Origin of the sequence: Acinetobacter lwoffii, assembly GCF_024129735.1 — a bacterium.
GTDB classification, from domain to species: Bacteria; Pseudomonadota; Gammaproteobacteria; order Pseudomonadales; family Moraxellaceae; genus Acinetobacter; species Acinetobacter lwoffii_H.
Window position 1 is genome coordinate 37,008 of sequence record NZ_JAMXXK010000011.1, and the last position, 22,464, is coordinate 59,471.

The 22,464-nt window shown below is 44.5% G+C and carries 18 protein-coding genes; 13 read left to right on the forward strand and 5 right to left on the reverse strand.

Annotated elements, in window-relative coordinates; all coding sequences use genetic code 11:
* The 3 genes from lysA to NI469_RS04865 form a co-directional block, all read right to left on the reverse strand.
* Positions 1 to 1,245 carry a diaminopimelate decarboxylase gene (gene lysA / locus NI469_RS04855; protein WP_222112229.1) on the reverse strand — a complete coding sequence of 415 codons (1,245 nt, stop codon included), beginning with the start codon at positions 1,243 to 1,245 and terminating at the stop codon, positions 1 to 3.
* A 24-nt stretch (positions 1,246 to 1,269) separates the two neighbouring features.
* Positions 1,270 to 1,503, reverse strand: a complete 234-nt coding sequence (gene lptM / locus NI469_RS04860; protein WP_004645718.1) for an LPS translocon maturation chaperone LptM — start codon at positions 1,501 to 1,503, stop codon at positions 1,270 to 1,272.
* Positions 1,504 to 1,635: 132 nt separating this feature from the next.
* Positions 1,636 to 3,039 (reverse strand): amino acid permease, encoded by a 1,404-nt coding sequence (locus NI469_RS04865; RefSeq protein WP_004731814.1) that lies wholly within the window; start codon positions 3,037 to 3,039, stop codon positions 1,636 to 1,638.
* Positions 3,040 to 3,358: 319 nt separating this feature from the next.
* On the opposite strand from NI469_RS04865, the gene NI469_RS04870 reads away from it, so the two are divergent.
* Positions 3,359 to 4,705, forward strand: a complete 1,347-nt coding sequence (locus tag NI469_RS04870; RefSeq protein WP_004731815.1) for an alanine/glycine:cation symporter family protein — start codon at positions 3,359 to 3,361, stop codon at positions 4,703 to 4,705.
* A gap of 102 nt (positions 4,706 to 4,807) precedes the next feature.
* Here NI469_RS04870 and NI469_RS04875 read toward each other — a convergent pair whose 3' ends face one another.
* A complete protein-coding gene (locus NI469_RS04875; protein WP_004645721.1) occupies positions 4,808 to 5,212 on the reverse strand; it encodes a hypothetical protein in 405 nt (134 codons plus the stop codon).
* A 174-nt stretch (positions 5,213 to 5,386) separates the two neighbouring features.
* On the opposite strand from NI469_RS04875, the gene radA reads away from it, so the two are divergent.
* The 6 genes from radA (at position 5,387) to NI469_RS04905 (ending at position 11,167) form a co-directional block, all read left to right on the forward strand.
* A complete protein-coding gene (gene radA, locus NI469_RS04880; protein WP_138743374.1) occupies positions 5,387 to 6,778 on the forward strand; it encodes a DNA repair protein RadA in 1,392 nt (463 codons plus the stop codon).
* A gap of 118 nt (positions 6,779 to 6,896) precedes the next feature.
* The gene (locus NI469_RS04885; protein ID WP_222112230.1) at positions 6,897 to 7,901 is read left to right on the forward strand and encodes a Tim44 domain-containing protein; all 1,005 of its coding nucleotides are present in this window, start codon (positions 6,897 to 6,899) and stop codon (positions 7,899 to 7,901) included.
* Between the two features lie 223 nt (positions 7,902 to 8,124).
* Complete coding sequence (locus NI469_RS04890; RefSeq protein WP_034438312.1) at positions 8,125 to 8,481, forward strand: hypothetical protein; 357 nt, start codon at positions 8,125 to 8,127, stop codon at positions 8,479 to 8,481.
* A 1-nt stretch (position 8,482) separates the two neighbouring features.
* Entirely contained in the window at positions 8,483 to 10,216 is a 1,734-nt protein-coding gene (locus NI469_RS04895; RefSeq protein ID WP_222112231.1) for a PepSY-associated TM helix domain-containing protein, read from the forward strand.
* Positions 10,213 to 10,551 (forward strand): DUF3325 domain-containing protein, encoded by a 339-nt coding sequence (locus tag NI469_RS04900; protein ID WP_180086270.1) that lies wholly within the window; start codon positions 10,213 to 10,215, stop codon positions 10,549 to 10,551. The genes NI469_RS04895 and NI469_RS04900 overlap by 4 nt, the downstream gene beginning before the upstream one ends.
* Before the next feature lie 97 nt (positions 10,552 to 10,648).
* Complete coding sequence (locus tag NI469_RS04905; protein WP_180086272.1) at positions 10,649 to 11,167, forward strand: tetratricopeptide repeat protein; 519 nt, start codon at positions 10,649 to 10,651, stop codon at positions 11,165 to 11,167.
* 34 nt (positions 11,168 to 11,201) lie between these two features.
* Here NI469_RS04905 and NI469_RS04910 read toward each other — a convergent pair whose 3' ends face one another.
* A complete protein-coding gene (locus tag NI469_RS04910) occupies positions 11,202 to 12,230 on the reverse strand; it encodes a DUF4917 family protein (RefSeq protein ID WP_224215610.1) in 1,029 nt (342 codons plus the stop codon).
* A 223-nt stretch (positions 12,231 to 12,453) separates the two neighbouring features.
* Between NI469_RS04910 and ahcY the strand changes: the two genes are divergently transcribed.
* The 6 genes from ahcY (at position 12,454) to NI469_RS04940 (ending at position 22,406) form a co-directional block, all read left to right on the forward strand.
* Positions 12,454 to 13,836 (forward strand): adenosylhomocysteinase, encoded by a 1,383-nt coding sequence (gene ahcY, locus NI469_RS04915; RefSeq protein WP_005103920.1) that lies wholly within the window; start codon positions 12,454 to 12,456, stop codon positions 13,834 to 13,836.
* 181 nt (positions 13,837 to 14,017) lie between these two features.
* Complete coding sequence (gene metF / locus NI469_RS04920; RefSeq protein WP_085064772.1) at positions 14,018 to 14,854, forward strand: methylenetetrahydrofolate reductase [NAD(P)H]; 837 nt, start codon at positions 14,018 to 14,020, stop codon at positions 14,852 to 14,854.
* A 37-nt stretch (positions 14,855 to 14,891) separates the two neighbouring features.
* A complete protein-coding gene (locus tag NI469_RS04925) occupies positions 14,892 to 15,602 on the forward strand; it encodes a 16S rRNA (uracil(1498)-N(3))-methyltransferase (protein ID WP_005265841.1) in 711 nt (236 codons plus the stop codon).
* Between the two features lie 177 nt (positions 15,603 to 15,779).
* Positions 15,780 to 18,656: a putative bifunctional diguanylate cyclase/phosphodiesterase gene (locus NI469_RS04930; RefSeq protein WP_253174540.1), complete on the forward strand. Its 2,877-nt coding sequence runs from the start codon at positions 15,780 to 15,782 to the stop codon at positions 18,654 to 18,656.
* 140 nt (positions 18,657 to 18,796) lie between these two features.
* A complete protein-coding gene (locus NI469_RS04935) occupies positions 18,797 to 21,076 on the forward strand; it encodes an NADP-dependent malic enzyme (protein ID WP_004280528.1) in 2,280 nt (759 codons plus the stop codon).
* Between the two features lie 94 nt (positions 21,077 to 21,170).
* A complete protein-coding gene (locus NI469_RS04940) occupies positions 21,171 to 22,406 on the forward strand; it encodes a multifunctional CCA addition/repair protein (protein WP_224215613.1) in 1,236 nt (411 codons plus the stop codon).
* Positions 22,407 to 22,464 lie beyond the last annotated feature (58 nt).

A 22,464-nucleotide genomic window follows, 5' to 3' on the forward strand; every position in this document is an offset into this window, starting at 1 on the left:
TTAAGGCAATAAACGCTCACGTTCCCAGAGTGATTCAATGGTTTCACGTTCACGAATCAAATGCGCCTGATCAGCATCGACCATCACCTCAGCAGCACGACCACGACTGTTATAGTTTGAACTCATCACAAAACCGTATGCACCCGCGCCCAGCACTGCCAGCACATCATTTTCCTTGATCGCAAGCTCACGCTCTTTACCTAGGAAATCACCAGTTTCACAAATTGCGCCCACGACATCCCATTCTTTGCTTTCGACATCGGTACGAGGTGTAACAGATTGAATGTCCATCCATGCTTCATATAACGCAGGGCGAATCAGGTCATTCATCGCTGCATCAATGATCGCGAAATTACGATGATTGGTCGGTTTTAATAGATCTACTTTAGTCAGTAACACACCAGCATTGGCAGAAATACTACGTCCCGGTTCCATATACACTTTCAGGCCCAGTTTTTCTAAAGCTGGACGCAGCGCATTGGCATATTCTTCAACCGACGGCGGGGTTTCATCTTTATACGTCACACCCAGACCACCACCGATATCGATGTGTTTAAGATGGATACCCAGCTCTTTTAACTGGTCGATCATGACAATGACACGATCCAGTGCATCCACAAATGGCTGGGTTTCAGTCAGCTGTGAACCAATATGGCAGTCAATCCCGACCACATCCAGATTTGGCAATGACGCTGCATATTGATAGGTTTCGAACACGCTATCCGATGGAATACCGAATTTATTTTCTTTTAAGCCGGTTGAAATATAAGGATGGGTTTTGGCATCGACATCCGGATTCACGCGCAATGAAATCGGTGCTTTGACATTTAATTCAGCCGCAACTTTCTGGATACGATCCAGCTCAGCATACGATTCGACGTTGAAGCATGCAATCCCGACTTCTAAAGCTTTTTTGATATCCGCTTCAGATTTACCCAGGCCCGAAAATACGATTTTCGAAGGCTCACCACCGGCTTTCAGCACACGCGCCAATTCACCACCGGTCACAATATCAAAACCGGCACCCTCTTTGGCCAATACATTCAATACCGCAAGATTAGAGTTGGACTTTACCGCAAAACAGATTTGATGGTCGATAAAATCAAAAGCACGGTCCATATCTAAAAAATGCTTTTCCAAAGTGGCTTTAGAATAAACATAGAGTGGTGTGCCAAATTGCTCCGCGAGCTGTTGTAATGAACATTGCTCAGCGTGCAATACCCCTTTAATGCGGGTGAAACTCATGAAGGTATCCTTTCTGTGAAAGCGTTATGGTGTGGTTTTAACGTCTGAATCGGTAGGTGCAGCAAACTGTTGTTGCACAGGTGCCTCTCGTTCTTCATCGGACGCTTTAGGCTCAGTTTCAGTATTTTTGTATAACAAATACTTGGCACGCTTGTCGTAATTCGGATCATTCGGCAAGTGCAAAGCACCTGACTGTCCACAACCTGCAAGAGCAAGACCTGTCGCTAAGATACTGATGTAGCAAATGACTTGGCGCATCTGACCACCTAATGTAATAGTTTCGATGAAGTATAACGCGATCATTCGGCATGACCCAAGCGTTAAACGCTAGAGAGTATCTTTAGACAAAAAAAAACGCCAGCAGATCGCTGACGTTTTTATTGATAAGGTTTATTTATGTTTCTGTTTATAGAAACCAAAATATCCAATGATTAACAGGATAAACCAGATCGGGCTGATCATCAGTGCCTGGCGAGTATCCTCTTCCAGCGCCAAAACCACGATCATGCTCAGGAAGAAGATAATCACGATCCAACAGGTCACCAGACCGCCTGGCAACTTAAAGGTCGATTTAGCATGTAGTTCTGGACGTGTTTTGTAATACACGATATAGCTCCAGATAATGATGATCCAGACACAAATAAACAGAATCGTGGATAAAGTCGTGGCCAAGGTAAAGGCTCGAACGGTATCCGGAACAAAATACTGAAGTGCTGCACCCAACAACAAACACACGGCAGAAAAATATAGGGCATTTGCAGGCACTGCGCGACGGTTCAAGCGACCAAAGGCAACCGGTGCCTGCTCTTCACGCGACAGGCCAAACAGCATACGACTGGTTGAGAATACGCCACTGTTCATCGATGACATCACCGAGGACAATACCACCAGGTTCATGATAATCGCAGCCGCTGCAATGCCAGCCTGACTGAACAGGTTTACAAAGGGCGAAACATTCGGGTCAATCTGGTTCCATGGAGTTACTGACATCACAATGAGCAGTGCCAATACATAGAAAATAATGATACGGATCGGAATAGAGTTCACCGCTTTTGGCAGGTTCTTTTCCGGATCTTTGGTTTCAGCCGCGGTAGTCCCCACCAGTTCCACCCCCACAAAGGCAAAGATGGCAATCTGGAAACCGGCCAGAAAGCCCATGGCACCCGTTGGGAACAAACCGCCATGCTCCCAGATATGACTAAAGGATGCGACCGTACCAACATCATTGGTAAAGCCAGTAAACACCATCCACAGACCAACAGCAATCAGCACCACAATGGCGATAATTTTGACCAGGGCAAACCAGAATTCCATTTCACCAAACAGTTTTACCGTGACCAGATTCAGCCCCATGATAAACACAATCGCGGCAACACTGATCATGACGCCTTCTTCAGGGCTAAAGGGCAAGCCATTATTGAAGAATTGCAGATAGTAAATAATGGCTGACAGATCTGCGATCCCGATGGTGATCCAGCACAGCCAGTAGGTCCAGCCGACAAAGTATCCGGCCCAAGGCCCGATCAGATCCGTGGCAAAATCAATAAATGATTTATATTGTAAATTGGAGAGCAACAACTCACCCAATGCACGCATCACCAGAAAGACCATAAAACCGATGATCATATAGATCACCAGAATCGAAGGACCTGCGAGACTGATGGTTTTACCCGAACCCATAAACAGGCCGGTTCCGATGGCGCCCCCAATGGCAATTAACTGTAGGTGCCGATTGGACAAACTCCGCTTTAATTCACCGTGCTCTGCCGACGAATTGTTATATTTTTCTGACATTATTAATTACAACTTTGAGTTTTACTCGCGACAAATTAACGTAAAAAATGCTGAATACAAAAATAAAATTTGCATCATTTGTATTTCCTGATTAATTGAAGAAGTTAATTTATTTTTCTTATATCGCTCTACGGTTACACTTCTGCTTTATTTTTGACCTGCGATATTCCAGTAATTTCTTGTCAAATTTTTAAAACTGTGTAAAAAATAGAACACTATTCAGTCAATTTATGCATTCAGGATGAATGTATCTGGCATAGCAATTGCTTTTTAATCAATACCTCGAACTACACAGACATGGATCAATAAGAAGAATTTTATGCAAAATTTACAAAGTTTAATGGAAACTTTAAGCGGCTGGGTCTGGGGCCCTTATATGCTGGTACTAATTGTTGGTACCGGGATTTTCCTTACCTTCCGTTTATTGTTCTGGCAGTTCCGCATGTTGCCCCTAGCCTTCAAACAGGTCTTTGGCAAGCACCCTGACCATTCAGGGGACATTTCCCAATTTGCTTCATTGATGACCGCACTCTCTGCCACGATTGGTACCGGTAACATTGCCGGCGTAGCCACTGCCTGTGTCCTCGGTGGTCCGGGCGCCGTGTTCTGGATGTGGATGACTGCCCTGTTTGGTATGGCGACCAAATATGGCGAAGGTGTTCTGGCAGTCAAATACCGAGTCAAAAATGAGAAAGGTGAAATGTCCGGTGGTCCGATGTACTACATCGAGCGGGGTCTGAAATGGAAATGGCTGGCGCTGATTTTTGCCTTGTTCGGAACTCTGGCTTCTTTTGGGATCGGCAGCTCCGTACAGTCCAATACCGTAGCATTGGCAGTGCAAAACAGCTTGGGCATCGAAACCTGGATGACCGGTATTATTATTACTGCCTTTTCGGCACTGGTGATTTTGGGCGGGATTAAATCGATTTCCAGAGCAGCGTCACTGATTGTTCCTATTATGGCTATAGGCTATGTGGCAGGGGGATTAATTATCATTTTTAATAATCTTGAACTGGTCGTTCCTGCGCTTAAAATCATCTTCACCTATGCCTTTACTGGAGAAGCCGCAGTGGGCGGTGCAATTGGTGCGGCGATTCGTTATGGTGTGGCACGTGGTGTATTCTCCAACGAAGCCGGCATGGGTTCTGCGCCGATTGCTGCTGCAGCGGCAAAAACCGATCATCCAGCCCGTCAAGGTCTGGTGTCTATGACCGGTACCTTCATTGATACCATTATTGTCTGTTCAATTACCGGTATTGTTCTGGTGATGGGTTATATCATGACCGGTAATTCATTCGGAGATCAAACCGGTGCGGTACTGACTATCGGTGTATTCGACAAGCTGCTACCTGGTATTGGCGGCTGGGTGGTGACTTTCGGGATCATTTTCTTCGCTTATTCCACCATTTTGGGCTGGAGCTACTATGGCGAAAAATGTACCAGCTATTTACTTGGCGAAAAATTCGTTTTGCCCTATCGCATTATTTATATTGCCTCAGTGTTTATCGGCTGTATTGCAACACTGGATCTGGTCTGGCTATTCGCCGATACATTTAACGGCCTGATGGCGGTTCCGAACTTAATCGCATTATTATTACTGTCTGGCGTCATTGCCAAAGAATCCAAAGACTTCATTGCAAGACGTAAATCTGGTGAACTTTATTAATTGATAAGTTATTATTTAACTACTCAATTCAAATAGTAAAAAGCCACGTTAATCGTGGCTTTTTATGCTTCATCTTTTCCATTCTTTCTTCATCATGAAAATTTAGCAACGTAAACCACTACAAGCCAGCTTGTCCCACTCAGATTCAAGCTCCAACGCTAGTCCTAAAGATAAAACAAAAAACTGAATGCCTTTAATTTTCATATTGCCCTGTTCATCTTCCAGATATCCACTCAATTTTTGATAGGTTTTATGATGCAGATCAAAAGGTACATCCAGATAAAGACCACCCAGGTAGATTTCACTATGGACGGTTTGATCCACACCTAAACACGGCATATAGACAATGCCCTGTTGCTCTAGCCAGCCGATCAACATTTGGCGAACCGAGTTTGCGTCCCGATCTGGATGTACATAATGATCAAAATGCACAAACAGCACATCACGGTTTTTTTCACGTGCGATCGCATCAATATGTTTCAGCAATTGTGACAAGATCTGTTCCATTCCAGCATAACAAGATGGGCATTATAGACGGCGTTGACGCATAGCATTCAAATCAGCATAAATAAAAACGACAAGCCTTGTCGTAAAAACCATGATTTTTCAGGTGAAAGGCTTGGTTTTCTATAGCATTCACCGCTATGCTGTCACTCAATTTCAATCGCTACATCTTCAAATATGGCTAAAGCAAAAAGTGTGTATCGTTGTGAACAGTGTGGTGCCGATCATCCAAAATGGTCGGGGCAGTGTTCTGAATGCGGGGAATGGAACAGCCTGGTTGAGGTGACCATTGCACCGGCAGTGACGCATCGCGCCCAGCCAAAAATCGGTGGTGGATATGCAGGCCAGGCGTCCAGCATCACGACTTTAAATCAGGTCTCAGTCTCTCATGAAACCCGTCTACCAACGGGTATCAGCGAATTTGACCGGGTCTTGGGCGGCGGACTGGTAACCGGGTCGGTGGTCCTGATCGGCGGTGATCCCGGGATTGGTAAATCTACCATCTTGCTACAAACAGCCACACACATGGCATCTGCCAAAAATCCGGCCCTGTATGTGACCGGTGAGGAATCCTTGTCTCAGGTGGCTTTACGTGCCCAGCGTCTGGATCTGCCGACCGACCAGCTCAAAGTCATGGCAGAAACCTGCGTCGAACGTATTTGTGAAGTACTGGCCCAGCAAAGTCCTGCGGTGGCAATCCTGGACTCGATCCAAACCCTGTACACCGAAACCCTGCAATCTGCACCAGGTGGTGTCTCACAAATTCGTGAATCAGCGGCCTTGTTGACCCGTTTTGCCAAAAATAGTGGCACGTCTTTGTTTCTGGTCGGTCATGTAACCAAAGAAGGCGCACTGGCCGGCCCACGTGTACTGGAACATATGGTGGACTGTGTGCTGTATTTTGAAGGCCAGTCGGATTCACGTTACCGGATGATCCGAGCGGTCAAAAACCGTTTTGGTGCGGTCAATGAGCTCGGTGTGTTCGGCATGACCGATAAAGGTCTGCGCGAAGTTTCCAATCCTTCAGCCATCTTTTTAAGCCGTTATGATGAAGCGATTCCCGGTTCGATTGTAATGATCAGCCGCGAAGGTACGCGCCCGCTACTGGTTGAGGTTCAGGCACTGGTCGATGATGCACATGGCCAACCAAGACGCGTAGCGCTCGGTTTGGATCAGAACCGTCTAAATATGCTCCTTGCAGTCATGCATCGGCATGGTGGTGTGCAAACCTCCGGCCAGGATGTTTATGTCAATATCGTCGGTGGTTTGAAAATCACCGAAACAGGTTCGGATCTGGCGGTACTTCTCGCCTGCGCTTCCAGCATTCGTGGCAAAGCCTTACCGCAACAGCTGGCGGTTTTTGGGGAAGTCGGACTGTCTGGAGAGATTCGCCCTGTGCCGAACGGTCAGGAACGGCTGAAAGAAGCGATTAAACATGGTTTTAAATACATTATTGTCCCTCGCGGCAATGCACCGCAAAAATCCATCGAGGGCGTGCAAATTATTGCAGTTGCGCGTTTACATGAAGCCTTGAGCGAGGCAATGGCGCTGAGTGATGAACTCAATTAACTGTAAACCGGCTCATTTCGTACAAAGAGCAAAAAAATACAGATTTTTGATTGAAATTCCACATAAAGCCTATATAAATAGACTGTACAAACAGGTTTTATTCTCATAGGAAAAATGAATGGAAGTTCGACAGCGCAGTTTGATCACAGGTATCTTGACAGCAGTTTTATTGGTTGCGCCTTTTGCAGCTGAAGCAAAACGTGCCGGTGGCGGTAAAAGTCACGGCATGCAACGTTCTGCACAACCTACTCAATCTTATCAACAACCTCGTCAAGCTGCGCCTGCTCAACAAGCGCCAGTTGCCGGTGCTGCAACCCAGCAAAAATCCGGTCCGGGTGTCGGCGGCATGGTTGCCGCGGGTGTAGCCGGTGCTGCGATTGGTGCAGTTGCTGCCAATGCCTTGGCGGATGATCAAAGTGTAGCAGCATCTGAAGCTCAGGCTGCTCAAGCCGAAGAGGAAAAAGGTGGTATTCCAGGCTGGATCTGGATCCTTCTTGCTGCTGCTGTTGCCTTCTTCATTTTCCGTAAGATGGGCGCAAAAAAAAAAGTAGCTTCTAACCCATACGCACCAAATAGCGGTGCTGGTAATACAGCACCTTTTGGTCAGGCACCGACTGCACCTCGCGGTGGTGACAGTACCAATATTTTTGGTCAGAATGTGGGTGGTCAAACGTCAAGCAACAATGCTCCGTTCGGTTCTGCTCCGGTAAATAACGCGCCTTTTGGTGCAGCTTATACCCAAAGTGGTAGCCAGTTACCGGATGGCACTGAACCTGCAGCATTCTTGCGTGTAGCGCGTCAGCGTTTTAACCATATCCAGTCTATGAATACAGCAAGCAACATTTCTGAAATTCAGCGTTACTTGACCCCTGATCTTTATCAGTCGATGTATAACGACATCATGAGCAATCAGGATCAGGATGTTGCCGAGTTTTCAAATCTAAATGCGATGGTTGTCGACTCATCGACTGACAATGGCCAATATATTGTCAGCGTACGCTTTACCGGTACGGTAAGCGAAGACTTGAACAGCTTGCCACAACCGTTTGCAGAAATCTGGCATTTCACCAAACCAGCAGGTTCAAATCAGGACTGGGTAGTTGCAGGTATTCAGCAAGACTAATCGTGAATAAATGAAGTTTAGACAGCGGCCTTCGAGCCGCTGTTTTTATTTTCAAGCCTTACATTTTGATCTTTTTTAATTCCCTTCCCCCTCTCTTTTTTAACCTAACTTCCAGTTTTACTTATTTTTCATATAAATAGTTCAGCAACCCATATTTAAAATATAAACAATAATTGTTATCATTATCATTAATTAGTTCATAAATTTGTAAATAGAATTTTCGATGATGAATAGTCCGAATATGCAAGCCATAGCGACTGGAACAGTTACTGCACCGAAACCATCAAGCAAAAATAAAGTCAAAGCAAATATGCTGGCTTATCGTGGGATGATTTTATATCGCTTTATTCTGGCGGGTGCTGGCGGTTATCTACTGGCTACACTGGCAACGATCTTGATTGCCCAGCTTTTTATCGACAGTGGAAGCAGTGCAGCCATGTCCGCCACCCTGATTGGCTTTAGCTTGAATGCTGCTGCATTTATCTGGGTATTTATGGTGAATAAGACGCTCAAAGCTACGCTCGGGATCGCGATTCCCGGTGTTTTACTCTATATCGCCTATAAGCTTTTAGGAAATTGAGATGAGAGTAGATGCAAAACCCGAAGGTCCACGCCAGTCGATGTCGTGGTTGCATACTTGGGCCAGTCTGATTTTAGGCTGGCTTTTATATGCGATTTTCTTGACCGGAACCTTAAGCTTTTTCCAGAACGAAATTACCGTCTGGATGAAACCGGAATTTCATCAGTCAGTTCCACCAAAGACTCAAATCGAACAAACCCGTGTTGCACTGGCTTATCTGCAACAGCACCATCCGGATGCCGGCAGCTGGGCGATCCAGCTTCCCCATTCACGCCAAAATACCACCACCCTGACTATTCGTAGTGCCGGCGAAGATCCGCGTGCCCGTCGTGGTGGTACCCGCGTGACGATTGACAGCGCCACGGGCGAAGTTTTGCAAGCGCGTGAAACACGTGGCGGTTCCTTCCTATACCGTTTCCACTTTGAATTGTACGGTTTGCCAAGAATCTGGGCGCGCTGGATTGTCGGCATTGCGACCCTGCTCATGTTGGTGGCGATCATCAGCGGTGTCATTACCCATAAGAAAATTTTCAAGGATTTTTTTACTTTCCGTCCCGGCAAAGGTCAGCGTTCTTGGTTGGATGCACATAATGCTACTGCGGCATTTGCCCTGCCCTTTCATCTCATGATTACCTTCAGTGGCTTATTACTATTACTCTTTACCCTCATGCCCTGGGGCGTAAACCAGATTTATGAAAATCGTGGTGCTTTCCTTCAGGATCAACGTAAAAGTTTGATTCAGAACACCAGTATTCAAGCTGAATCCCGTGAAGGCCGTAGTGAGAGTAAAGAACGTCGACCGCAAGCTGAGAGAGAAAATCGTAGCGAGCGCGGTGAAATGTCTGCACGCAGTGAAGGTCGCCGCTCTCGTGATGAAATACAAGCTGTACCTCCTGCACCATTAACCGATCTGACTCCGATCTTGGCAACAGCCGAAAAAGAATGGAAAAATAATTCAGTGGGTACGATAACCATCATCCAGCCAAATACCGTAAAAGCTGAAATTGAACTTCGTGCCTTAAACGGAGTCAGCGTAGCTTATCGCAATATTTATCTGAGCCTTGCTTTCAATGGTGTGACTGGTGATTTAGAGCCGGATCAAACCACACTGAAAATGCCTTCAGTCGCAAATGGTATCTATAACGTGTTCACCACACTGCATGAAGCACGGGGCGTAGATCTGGCTTTACGCTGGTTATTGTTTCTGTCTGGCGTAGTCGGCACCTTGATGATTGCCACCGGCTTGATTCTATGGTGTGTTAAACGTGCACCGCAGCAACAGAAGCAAGGTTATAAATCGTTTGGATATCGTCTTGTGGAAGTCACCAATATCGCTGCCATTATTGGTTTACCTATTGCCTGTGCTGCCTATTTCTATGCCAACCGTTTTATTCCGGCAGACATGAACATGCGTTTGAACTGGGAAATTCGTAGCTTCTTTATTGTCTGGTTGCTGACTTTACTGTATGCCATGATTCGCACTCATCATCAGGCCTGGCTGGAACTATTACTGCTCGCCACTGCTGCATTTGCCTTGCTGCCAATTGTGAACTTTATGACGGGTGGTCAAGCGATCTGGAACACCATTATGCATGGTCAATGGGTCATTGCTTCTTTTGATCTGGCGATGTGGGTACTTGCGATCTTGTTCTGGTTTTCATTTAAAAAAGTGAAAAACCATAAAGGCTTGTCGCCTAAAAAAGCCAAGGTTGCTCTCAAGGAGAATCAGTCATGATGTTTTTCTTACTGATTTGGGCTTTAACTTCACTGGGTTTCTTTGCGCTTGCAACGTCGATGTCCAAACATCAAAAACAAATTTTTGACACAGAACTCAACCCTGCAAAAACACAACTTGCGACTATTCTCGGTTGGGTATTGCTCATACTCGCCCTGATTCTGTGCCTGTGTACAGGAGCTATCAGCAATATGATCAGTTACTGGCTGGGTAGTCTGACTTTTGCAGCACTGGTGGTCGGCTTAAGCCTGAGTTATCTGGCAAGTAGAATTAAAGTGATCGTAATGTTCTGTGTGTTCATCGCCTCGATCTCAGGGATTCTTTGCTTGATCTAATCATTTGATTGACCAATCTCTTTAAAAAGCTGACTTTCGGATTGGCTTTTTTGCTTTAAACCTTTTAGTCTACACACAATATTTTTGAGATGTTGATATGACCCAGCGTGTTTCTCCCCCTGCTGCCCTGACCAATCTTGCCTTAGCCGGCAATGCTGAAGCGCAATTTGAACTGGCTGAACTGTATATGCAAAGCGAGCATGATGATGACATCATTCTTGCTGAAGAATGGGCGTTGAAAGCTGCCAACGGCGGGCTGGTGGATGCAATGTACTGGTTAGGTGAAGGTTATACCGTTTATGCCAAAGAGTTAGCAGAAAAAGATCCTGAAGAATCCAAAGCTCACTTTGAGTTAGCCTATTACTGGTTAAGCAAGGCCAATATCGAGAAGCACCCTGCTGCGACTTTGGAGCTGGCAGGTTTTTACCGTCGTGGCGATGTAATTGAAAAAGACGTCGAAAAATCGATTGCTTTGGTAAAACAGGCTGCGGAATGGGGCGAAGTTCAGGCGATGCGTGATCTTGCATTTATTTATGCCAATGGTTTAGGCGTAGATGGCAATGAAGAACAGGCTGAGTTCTGGACTCAAAAAGCAGATGCTGCTGAAGCTAAATAAGTAAAAAAAAGCCCATCAGATGATGGGCTTTTTTTTAAGGATTATTCCAACAACCTGAACTTTGGCTGTCAAAAAATTCTATTTCGATATTTGGAGCTACTTTTTCATTTTTTATAAGCCGATAAATTCGATGGCACTCTTCCTGATTATTTTGAAATATAGAAATAGCCACCTTACCTGATTGTTTGTTCTTAAATATCTGCTTTACCAAATGTGATTCCTGCTTGCCTAAGCTCCAGCCATAAATGACTAAATTAGCTTTTTGAGTTATTAAATCTGGTAGAACTTCATAGAAAATAGTACTCAAATAGGAACTACTTTTTATAGATTCAAGCTTTTTAGTTCCCGTACCCTCGGCAACAAATAAAGGAATTTTATTATCTTCCCATTGTGAAGTAATAACTTCTAACAAACCCTCAAAATCCCCTCTTTGAACTTTAGTTTCGGTATTTTTTGCATCTCTGAAAATAGATAAATTACCATGTTGATAAAGACTCAAAGTTACTTCTTTTTCCTTACGAATAGGATTTCTCAAATCTTGCCAATTATTTCTAAATAACCCGCTACCTTGAAAACAATCTTTAAATCTATGCCCATCTTCATTTCTATTTCCATACATTAAAATCCAATACAGGATTAAATCGTAATTAAGGGAGACTACTGTTCTAAATTGTTTTGTAAATTGATATAGCTGAGGTAATTGATCCGCGATATCAGAATGTTCACAATGAACTTCCTTCACCACTTTAATAAGAGCTTGTTTTATATTTTCGTAAGCTGAATCAAGTTTTTGATCAACTATTCCCAAATGCTTATTTATTAACTTCGCATGCCAAACCAATCGTAAAATTAATTCAAAATCAGATGTATCAAACTCAATAAAAAGTTTAGATATATCATCATTAAAAAGTCTTAATTTTTCAGCCTCTTCTTTTAAAGAATCAAAACGAAATTTTTGATGCAAAGCAACACTCGCCCCATTACCAATAATTAAATTGCCATTCTCATAATTATCCTTAATTTCAGCCCAGTCTTTGATTGCATACTCAAAACCATCAGTCATAGTTTATTCTCAAAATTTTCTTATTAGTCAGATATTAATCAATTTAGGATTGGAACAAAATCAATTTCCAAGTACAATACTGCGCTAGTCGAGGGATGCTGCGACGTTTTACAGGCACTAAATGTAAAATCGCTAGGCTCGACCATCGGTCAGACATTCGTTCTGATCAACAACGGCATCCGCGAACAGAACGATCCAATCTATTTTTTCCTAGGAGATCCTGATGAACGCGGTTACTGCTTCATTTACAGATTACAAAGTTGCTGATATTTCACTTGCTGATTACGGCCGTAAAGAAATCAAACTTGCTGAAGCTGAAATGCCAGCCCTAATGGGTCTGCGTAAACGCTATTCAGCAGCAAAACCACTTGCAGGCGCGAAAATTCTCGGCTGTATCCACATGACCATTCAAACAGCTGTTCTTATTGAAACACTGGTTGAATTAGGCGCAGAAGTTCGCTGGACTTCATGTAACATCTTCTCAACTCAAGACCATGCTGCTGCTGCTATCGCTGCTGCAGGCATTCCTGTGTTTGCCTGGAAAGGTGAAACTGAAGAAGAATACATGTGGTGTCTTGAACAACAAATCAATGTAAATGGCACGCCTTGGGATGCCAACATGATTCTGGACGATGGCGGTGATTTAACGCTACTTGTTCACGAAAAATACCCAGAAGTGATTGAAAAAATTCACGGTGTAACTGAAGAAACAACGACAGGTGTTCAACGTCTGTATGAAATGCTTCGTGATGGCACTTTAAAAGTTCCTGCAATCAACGTAAACGATTCAGTAACCAAGTCTAAAAACGACAACAAATACGGTTGCCGTCACTCACTGAACGATGCAATCAAACGTGGTACAGATATGCTTTTATCTGGCCGTCGTGCACTTGTGATCGGTTATGGTGACGTAGGTAAAGGTTCTGCGCAATCCCTTCGTCAAGAAGGCATGATTGTACGCGTAACTGAAGTTGATCCAATCTGCGCAATGCAAGCATGCATGGACGGTTACGAAGTTGTATCTCCATACAAAAATGGCGTGCAAACTGGCAAGAAAGAAGACATCAATGTTGACCTTCTTCAAAACACTGACCTTATCGTAACTACAACAGGTAACTACCACGTATGTGACGCTGCAATGCTTGATTCATTAAAAGCTGGCGCAGTTGTTTGTAACATCGGTCACTTTGATACTGAAATTGATACAGCTTACCTACGTGGCTACAAGTGGGTTGAAGTTAAACCTCAAGTACACCAGGTGTATCGTTCAGAAAATGAAAATGATTACCTGATCCTTCTTTCTGAAGGCCGTTTGGTGAACCTTGGTAATGCGACTGGTCACCCATCACGTATTATGGATGGTTCATTTGCCAACCAGGTATTGGGTCAAATGCATTTATTCGCTGAGAAATTTGCTGATCTTCCAGAATCTGAAAAAGCTGCACAAATTCGTGTAGAACTTCTTCCTAAGAAATTAGATGAAGAAGTTGCTGCTGCGATGGTTGCTGGTTTCGGTGGTGTCTTGACTCAACTGACTCAAGAACAAGCGGATTACTTGGGTGTTCAAGTTGAAGGTCCATTCAAGTCTGATGCTTATAAATACTAATTTTTGTTTTTACCTCTCCCTAGCCCTCTCCTAAAAGGAGAGGGAAACTTCTATTGTGAAAATAGTTAGAGGGTAAGTTTTAAAGACTTTAACTATCGTAATGGAAGTCCCTTCTCCCTTTGGGAGAAGGTTAGGATGAGGGCAATCCAAAATTACAAGTATTTATAAAAAGGATTTGAACATGTCTAAACAGATTCCAATTTCATTTGAATTTTTCCCGACCAAAACTGATGTAGGTGCGGAAAAACTCAAGGTTGTACATCAAGAGTTACAACTCTTAAATCCAGAATTCTTCTCTGTGACCTATGGTGCTGGTGGTTCCACTCGTGAACGCACCCTGTCTACTATCAATGACTTTAATGGCAAAGGTGCACCTGTTGCCCCTCACCTGTCTTGTATTGGCGATGACAAAGCGCGTATTGCTGAACTTCTAGATCTGTACAAATCTCAAGGCATTGACCGTATTGTTGCCCTGCGTGGTGACTTGCCTTCAGGCCAAGTGGGTTTGGGCGAATTACCTTATGCAGCTGATCTGGTTCGCTTTATCCGCGAACATTCAGGCGATCATTTTAAGATTGAAGTCGCAGCTTATCCGGAAATGCATCCTCAGGCTGAAAGCTTTGACAAAGACATTCAGCACTTTGTTGATAAAGTCAATACAGGTGCCAATGCTGCTTTAACTCAGTTCTTCTTCAATCCAGATGCTTATTTCTATTTTGTAGATCGTATCCAGAAAGCAGGAATCGATATTCCAGTTGCGCCAGGCATCATGCCAATTACCAATGCCAGCAATCTGATTCGCTTTGCTGATGGTACTGGCGCTGAGATTCCACGCTGGATTCGTAAGCAACTGGCAACTTATGGTGACGATACTGCCAGCATTAAAGCCTTTGGCCATGAAGTTGTAGTTAAATTCTGTGAGCGTCTGCTTGCAGGTGGTGCACCAAGTTTGCATTTTTACACCATGAATACTACTGACCCGACCCGTCAGCTAGTCACCGATCTTGGTTTAGCTTAAGCCCTTTATTTCACCGATTTTTTGAGTAGAACGATCAATGCCACGTTTTTATATAGATGCTGATTTAACTGTTGATGTCAGCCTTGAGCTTACGGAAACTGTATTTCATCATTGGGTAAAGGTTTTACGCGCGCAAGTCGGTGAAAGCGCGACCCTGTTCAATGGACAGGGTGGCGAATATGACGTGACTTTAACCGAGGTTGCTAAAAAATCAGCCACCGTCTCGGTCAATGCATTTAATCCTGCCAATCGCACACCAAAGTTCCAGGCTTTGCTCGGTCAGGTGATGAGTAAAGGCGACCGTATGGATTATGCGATTCAGAAAGCAGTCGAACTGGGCGTTTCCGAAATTCAGCTGCTGACTTCGGATCGTTGTGAAATGCGTTTAAAGTATGATCGCGACCAGAAAAAGCTGGATCACTGGCAAGGCATTGCTATTGCGGCTTGTGAACAATGTGGTCTAAACATTGTGCCTGAAATTTTAGCGCCCATGTCACTTGAAAAATGGCTGGATACTGAACTTCCGAACACCAAACTGGTTTTAGCACCCAATAAAGATGAAACAGATGTACTGGCAGATGCGACTTTAGATCTTGCCCTGCTGATTGGCCCCGAAGGTGGCTTGAGTGAGGCAGAAATTAGTGCCGCAAACCAGAAAGGTTTTCTCAACTGGTGTATCGGCGAGCGTGTACTACGTACCGAAACTGCTCCTGTTGTTGCCCTGTCAATTTTGAATTATGTGCTTTAGTTCATCGGATGGGTAAAAATTTGTCTTTAATTTTGTTGATTTTTATTTTTAAGACATCTAATCTCGACTAAAGAATAACAAATACTTATTAATTGATTTCACACATTTCCTGGGGTTTTTATAACAACAATGCACAAGGACGAAAACCGTTTAGGATGAATACAGGCATTGAATCACATGGTTGATAATCAGGACGACTATATTCAGCAGCATTTGCATGATGCTCAAATTGCGAATACGCTTCGCCATAGTCGCTATTTTTTGCTCAGTATCATGGTGATTTGCCTCTATATTTTTTGTATTTATCACATTCAATATAGTCCTTCTAATACGTATTTTAATACCTGGTTTATTCTGACAGAACTTCTGGTCAGCATATGCTGGCTGGTGAATACGCTGTATTTCAAACCCGAACAATATAATCAGAAAAGCGCGCACCGCTGGTTACAGATGCAGAGCCTTGCAGTCGGAAGCTGTATCGCGGCCGGTATTTATACAATTTATTACTATTTGCCGCAGGCCAATCCTGTATTTGAAGATATTGAAGCACTGACCTTGTCTGCCTTGTTGCTGATTGTAAGCCAAGCATTTGGCCTGACCTACCTGACCCAGAAACTGAGCTATTTTTGTCTGGTCTTTTTGCCGTCCTTATTCCCTTTTTTACTGTCGCAGCTTGACCATGTCGGTCATTCCAATCCCTTTTTTGGTCTGGCCTTAAACTTTGCGCTCATAGTGATTCTGCTGTGCGCGACAAGTAGTTATCGAATTCACAGCCGCACCTCACGTCTGTATGCGGAAAATGATATTTTGGTGAAAAATGCAGAACAGCAAGTGCATTGGACTGATGAACTGTGCCAGCAACTCAAAACTGAAGTCAATAAATCCAAAGATATTGAACAGCAATTACAGCTCAGTAACCAATTGCTGGAGCAAAAAGTACGGGAACGTACCTATGATATTGAACAGATCAATCATGATCTGAAGAATCAGCAGCAGAATCTAAAACTTGCACATGAAATTGCCGGTATTCGGCCATGGGACTGGAATATTCAAGAGCGCAGCATCACCTTAACCAATCATAAAGACGAAAAGATTCTGCGCGATTCCAAAGATCATCATCTGCAATTACAGTATCTGATTCACCCTGAAGATCTGGCCTATTTTAAGCGCAATATGAAGCAGCATCTGCGTGGCCAGATTGAACGCTATGATGCCACTTACCGGATCAAGCTCAGTGAAGGTGGCTGGAGTTGGGTACATGATATTGGCCGGGTGATCAGTCGTGATCCTAAAAATAAAAAACCCTTGCGTATGGTGGGCATCCGTCGTGATATCCAGCAGGAACGTCTGTCTCAAGAACGTTTAAAGCTGGTGGCCAGTGTACTGGAACAGGCTGCGGAAGGGATTTTCATTCTGAATCCTGAATTAGATTATATCGATGTCAATCCTCACTACGAATACTTGAGCGGTTTTGAGCGTGACGAGATTATCGGTAAATCCTTATTTGATATTGCAGTGCAAAATAAATCCCAGCAACGTACTTTTCAGGCCAATATTGTCAAACAGATTCAAAAGATTGGTTCTTATGATGGAGAGGTTTATGCAAAATTTCTGTCTGGTAAAGAGTCGACCTTATGGCTGCATATTAATGCCGTGACTGATGATGAAGGCAGGATTACTCATTATATTGGTATCGTATCAGATCTGACTGAACGTAAATTACAGGAACAGCGCCTGTCCTATCTGGAAAATTATGACACGCTGACTGACTTACCGAACCGCTTTTATTATAATTATCAGCTGCATCAATATCTAGTTTCGCAAAAAGACTCGATTAAAGAGATGGCTGTGATTCGGCTTAACATCGACCGTTTCCGGCCATTAAATGAATACCTGTCCAATAACGGCGGTGATGAACTTTTACGCCAGGTGGCGCAGCGGCTGCGGATGACCAATGCAGAAGCGCTATTTGTGGCACATCTAAATGGAGATGATTTTGCGATTCTCTATGAAATTTCGCATATTCGCCCTTCAGTTCAGCACCATTGTGAACGCATTGCTCAGGCCTTTAGCAGACCGTTTAATATTTACGGTCAGGATCATGTGATTACCCTATCCATGGGTGTGGCATTTTATCCGGATCATGGCCGTCAGCTGGATTATTTAAATAACTGCGCAGAACAGGCATTGAACGAAGCCAAAAATCTTGGCGGTAATACTATTCACTTTTATTCCAGTGACAATAATGCGTTACAGAACAAAGGGGTTTTTCTGGAACGGGATTTGCGTAAAGCGATCCAGAATAATGAACTGGTTGTGTATTATCAGCCAAAAATAAATTTCAGCGATCAAAGCATTTATGGCTTTGAAGCGCTGATTCGCTGGAATCATCCAGAAAAAGGCATTATTGTGCCAGGGCTGTTTATCCCTTTAGCTGAACAGACCAGCCTGATTTCAGACATTGGCCGTCTAGTGATCCAGCAGGCCGCTAAACAGATTCGCCAATGGAATGATCTGGGCTTTAATCATATTTGTGTATCAGTCAATATCGTGGCACAGCAATTGCGCCGTGGTCAATTGCTCGATGATTTGGACCAAGCCATTGCAGATAACCATATTTCTGGCGCCAGCCTGGAACTGGAAATTACTGAATCTTCTTTAATCGAAAATTCGGAAGCGGTCAAAAATCTGTTGAATGAGATTAAACAGCGACATATTCATATTGCTCTGGATGATTTTGGTACAGGTTATTCCTCTCTCTCCTATCTTGCTGATTTTCCGATTGATACTCTAAAAATTGATCGCAGTTTTGTTTGCAAGATTGGGGAAAACAAACAGGCAGCCATTGTCAGTGCTATGGTGGCCATGGGTAAAGCCATGGGCATGACCGTGGTCGCGGAAGGCATCGAGACTGAAGAGCAGCTAGAATATCTACGTGATTTAGACTGTGATATTGCCCAAGGTTACTTATTTTCCAAACCGCTTCCTGAGCAGGATGCAACCGCTTATTTAGTGCGAGACAAGACGCATCAGACTTATATATCCCAAGTCTAAGTCCATACCCCACCACAATAAGTTTGTTGGAAAAACGGCCGTCTTTGTCTGTCCGAACTGGCTAACAAATGGTATATTCAGGAACATAAATAAATTCTTTGCCCGCTGACCGGGTAATCTTTACAACGATCGAGAGACTGATGGACGAACAATCTTTAAAGCAACAGGCCCTTTACTATCACGAGTTTCCTACCCCGGGGAAAATCAGCGTTACACCAAGCAAACAATTGGTCAACCAACGTGACTTGGCCCTTGCTTACTCGCCTGGCGTAGCTGCACCATGTCTTGAGATTGAACGCGATCCTTCAACTGCTGCATTGTATACGGCTCGTGGCAACCTGGTTGCTGTCGTGACCAACGGTACTGCCGTGCTTGGCCTGGGTAATATTGGTCCTTTGGCTTCTAAACCAGTGATGGAAGGTAAAGGCGTATTATTCAAAAAATTCGCTGGCGTTGATGTATTCGATATCGAAATTGCTGAAAATGATCCAGACAAGATTGTGGATATTGTCGCTGCATTAGAACCGACTTTCGGCGGGATTAACCTTGAAGATATCAAGGCGCCAGAGTGTTTCTATATCGAGCAAAAACTGCGTGAACGCATGAATATTCCGGTATTCCATGATGATCAGCACGGTACTTCGATCATTGTCGGTTCTGCGCTCCTCAATGCGTTACAAATCAACGGCAAAAAAATTGAAGATATCAAGATCGTGGCTTCAGGCGCGGGTGCTGCTGCACTGTCTTGTTTGAATCTGCTTTGTGCTCTGGGTGCTAAAAAAGAGAATATCATCGTTGCCGATTCACGCGGTCTGCTGACTACGCATCGTGAAGGCCTGGATGAATCCAAGAAAGCCTATGTACAAGACATCGAAGCCACTCAGCTCGGTGACGTGATTGCGGGTGCAGACATGTTCCTCGGTCTTTCTGCTGCGGGCATTTTGACCAAAGAAATGGTCAAGGTCATGGCTGAAGATCCGATCATCTTTGCCTTGGCAAACCCGGATCCAGAAATTCTGCCTGAACATGCGCATGAAGTACGTGATGACGTGATCATGGCAACTGGCCGTTCTGACTATCCGAACCAGGTGAATAACGCACTGTGCTTCCCGTACATCTTCCGTGGTGCACTGGACGTTGGTGCAACCACCATTAACGAAGAAATGAAAATTGCCTGTGTCCACGCGATCGCGCGTATGGCACACGTTGAAGCTGATGCGGCGACTTATGGTGAAAAATCTGCATCATTTGGCCGTGAATACCTGATTCCGGGACCACTGGATCAACGTTTGATTCTAGAAATCGCACCTGCTGTTGCACAAGCAGCCATGGATTCTGGCGTGGCAACACGTCCAATCACGGATTTCTCGCATTATCGTCAACGTTTGTCTGAGTTTGTCTACAACTCTGCATTCATGATGAAACCGATTTTCGAACAAGCCAAATCTGATCCTAAACGTATTGCTTATGCGGAAGGTGAAGACCTGCGTGTACTTCGCGCAGTTCAAATTGCGGTAGATGATGGTTTGGCAATTCCAATTCTGGTGGGTCGCCCAGCGGTAATTGAAGCCAACATCAAAAAATTGGGTCTACGTCTTGAAGATGGCGTGAATATCACGATTGTTGATCAGGAAAAGAACCCCAACTATGAAATGTTTGCAGATGATTACTACAACATCATGCAGCGCAAGGGTGTAACGCCTGAATACGCACAGCGTGAAGCACGTCGCCGCTCTACCCTGATCGCAGCGATGCTTGTGAAACATGGCATGGCAGATGGTATGCTGTGTGGTACGTATTCAAGCTATGACATTCACCTGGACTTCGTCAGCAACATCATTGGCAAGAAAGATGGTCATAATACCTTCTTTACCCTGAATGCCTTGATGCTTGAAGACCGTAACCTGTTCATTGCCGATACCTATGTCAACACCAATCCAACGGCTGAGCAGCTAGCTGAAATGACGATTCTAGCTGCTGAAGAAGTTCGCCGTTTTGGTATGACGCCACGTATTGCCCTGCTTTCTCACTCAAGCTTCGGTTCAGACCAGCATGATGCCAGCGCGCAAAAAATGCGTAAGGTATATGACATCTTGTCTGAAATCGCGCCCGAGCTGGAAGTTGAAGGTGAAATGCACGGTGATGCTGCTCTGGATGAAAACATTCGTCAGTTTGCATTCCCGAATTCACGTTTCAAAGGCTCTGCAAACTTGCTGATCATGCCAAATCTGGATGCAGCCAATATCTCGTTTAACCTGTTAAAAGCAACTTCAGGCAACAACGTAACGATTGGTCCAATTCTTCTAGGTGCTGCAAAACCTGTGCACATTTTGACGCCGACTGCGACTACGCGTCGTGTGATCAACATGACTGCACTGACTGTTGCAGAAATCCAGCAAGCGGAACAAGATGCACTTTAAGCCAATGACAAGATAACGACGCATCAGCCTCGTTTCTTAACTTGAGAAAACCTCTATTCTGTAGCATGATGCTTGTAAGAATAGAGGTTTTTTCATGCAAGTTTATTTAGTAGGCGGCGCAGTTCGAGATCATTTGCTCGGACACCCCTATCACGAAAAAGATTATGTGGTTGTTGGTGCAACTCCCGCGCAAATGCTTGACTTAGGCTATCAGCCCGTAGGCAAAGATTTCCCTGTTTTTCTACATCCCCAAACAAAAGAAGAATATGCACTGGCGCGTACCGAACGTAAATCTGGCACCGGTTATCATGGTTTTGAGTTTCATACCGATGTCAGCGTTACGCTAGAGCAGGATCTGATTCGTCGCGATCTGACCATTAATGCCATGGCCATGGATGATGCCGGCCAGGTTTATGATCCTTATGGTGGTCAACAGGATCTGGAAAAGCGGATTCTACGTCATGTTTCCGATGCTTTTGTCGAAGATCCATTACGCGTGCTACGCATTGCCCGTTTTGCTGCCCGTTATACCAGTGCAGGCTTTGTGATTGCCGATGAAACTTTGGCGTTAATGCAACGCTTGACTGAATCGGGTGAATTAAATGCCTTGACACCGGAACGCGTTTGGAAAGAAACTTCCCGTGCATTATCCGAACGTCATGCTGATGTGTATTTTGAAGTATTACGCGAGTGTGGTGCTTTAAAGGTACTCTTCCCTGAGATTGACGCCTTATATGGCATTCCGCAACGACCTGAATATCATCCGGAAATTGACTGCGGCATTCACACGATGATGTCCTTGCAGCAGGCATGTCGTCAAAATTATAGCCTGGATGTACGTTTTGCCGTTTTAGTGCATGACTTAGGAAAAGCTTTAACGCCGGTTGAAGAATTACCGCGACATATCATGCATGAAGAGCGTGGCATCAAGCCAGTGAATGAACTGTGTGACCGTTTAAAAGTGCCGACGTATACCAAGCAGCTGGCTTTGGCGGTGTGCAAAGAGCATCTGAAATGCCATCAGGCCTTCAATCTTAAGCCGGGAACCTTATGGCGATTATTGCAACGTCTGGATGTGTTACGTCGCCCTGAACGTGTCGAAGCTTTCGTCCAGGCGTGTGAATGTGATTCACGTGGCCGTCTAGGTCTGGAAGATCGTGCTTATCCACAAGCACAATATGTCCTCGATGCCATGCAAACCGTACGCGCCATCAAGGCACAAGACCTGCCTGCCGATATTCAGGGTCCGGATATTGGTGAAATGCTGATTGAACGACGGATTCAGGCACTCGGTGAACTCAAAGCACAACAAACCGTAGCGATTGAATAATAAAAAAGCACCCTCGGGTGCTTTTTTAATAGCTTAATTTCTCTTTATCACAAAAGGA

What these genes read in the sequence shown, in the direction of transcription:
- NI469_RS04865 (WP_004731814.1), bottom strand. Translation starts at nt 3,039, where the DNA reads ATGTCAGAAAAATATAACAATTCGTCGGCAGAGCACGGTGAATTAAAG.
- NI469_RS04910 (WP_224215610.1), bottom strand. Translation starts at nt 12,230, where the DNA reads ATGACTGATGGTTTTGAGTATGCAATCAAAGACTGGGCTGAAATTAAG.
- NI469_RS04890 (WP_034438312.1), top strand. Translation starts at nt 8,125, where the DNA reads ATGATGAATAGTCCGAATATGCAAGCCATAGCGACTGGAACAGTTACT.
- lysA (WP_222112229.1), bottom strand. Translation starts at nt 1,245, where the DNA reads ATGAGTTTCACCCGCATTAAAGGGGTATTGCACGCTGAGCAATGTTCA.
- NI469_RS04885 (WP_222112230.1), top strand. Translation starts at nt 6,897, where the DNA reads ATGGAAGTTCGACAGCGCAGTTTGATCACAGGTATCTTGACAGCAGTT.
- metF (WP_085064772.1), top strand. Translation starts at nt 14,018, where the DNA reads ATGTCTAAACAGATTCCAATTTCATTTGAATTTTTCCCGACCAAAACT.
- NI469_RS04870 (WP_004731815.1), top strand. Translation starts at nt 3,359, where the DNA reads ATGCAAAATTTACAAAGTTTAATGGAAACTTTAAGCGGCTGGGTCTGG.
- NI469_RS04875 (WP_004645721.1), bottom strand. Translation starts at nt 5,212, where the DNA reads ATGGAACAGATCTTGTCACAATTGCTGAAACATATTGATGCGATCGCA.
- lptM (WP_004645718.1), bottom strand. Translation starts at nt 1,503, where the DNA reads ATGCGCCAAGTCATTTGCTACATCAGTATCTTAGCGACAGGTCTTGCT.
- radA (WP_138743374.1), top strand. Translation starts at nt 5,387, where the DNA reads ATGGCTAAAGCAAAAAGTGTGTATCGTTGTGAACAGTGTGGTGCCGAT.
- NI469_RS04900 (WP_180086270.1), top strand. Translation starts at nt 10,213, where the DNA reads ATGATGTTTTTCTTACTGATTTGGGCTTTAACTTCACTGGGTTTCTTT.
- NI469_RS04930 (WP_253174540.1), top strand. Translation starts at nt 15,780, where the DNA reads ATGGTTGATAATCAGGACGACTATATTCAGCAGCATTTGCATGATGCT.
- ahcY (WP_005103920.1), top strand. Translation starts at nt 12,454, where the DNA reads ATGAACGCGGTTACTGCTTCATTTACAGATTACAAAGTTGCTGATATT.
- NI469_RS04925 (WP_005265841.1), top strand. Translation starts at nt 14,892, where the DNA reads ATGCCACGTTTTTATATAGATGCTGATTTAACTGTTGATGTCAGCCTT.
- NI469_RS04935 (WP_004280528.1), top strand. Translation starts at nt 18,797, where the DNA reads ATGGACGAACAATCTTTAAAGCAACAGGCCCTTTACTATCACGAGTTT.
- NI469_RS04895 (WP_222112231.1), top strand. Translation starts at nt 8,483, where the DNA reads ATGAGAGTAGATGCAAAACCCGAAGGTCCACGCCAGTCGATGTCGTGG.
- NI469_RS04940 (WP_224215613.1), top strand. Translation starts at nt 21,171, where the DNA reads ATGCAAGTTTATTTAGTAGGCGGCGCAGTTCGAGATCATTTGCTCGGA.
- NI469_RS04905 (WP_180086272.1), top strand. Translation starts at nt 10,649, where the DNA reads ATGACCCAGCGTGTTTCTCCCCCTGCTGCCCTGACCAATCTTGCCTTA.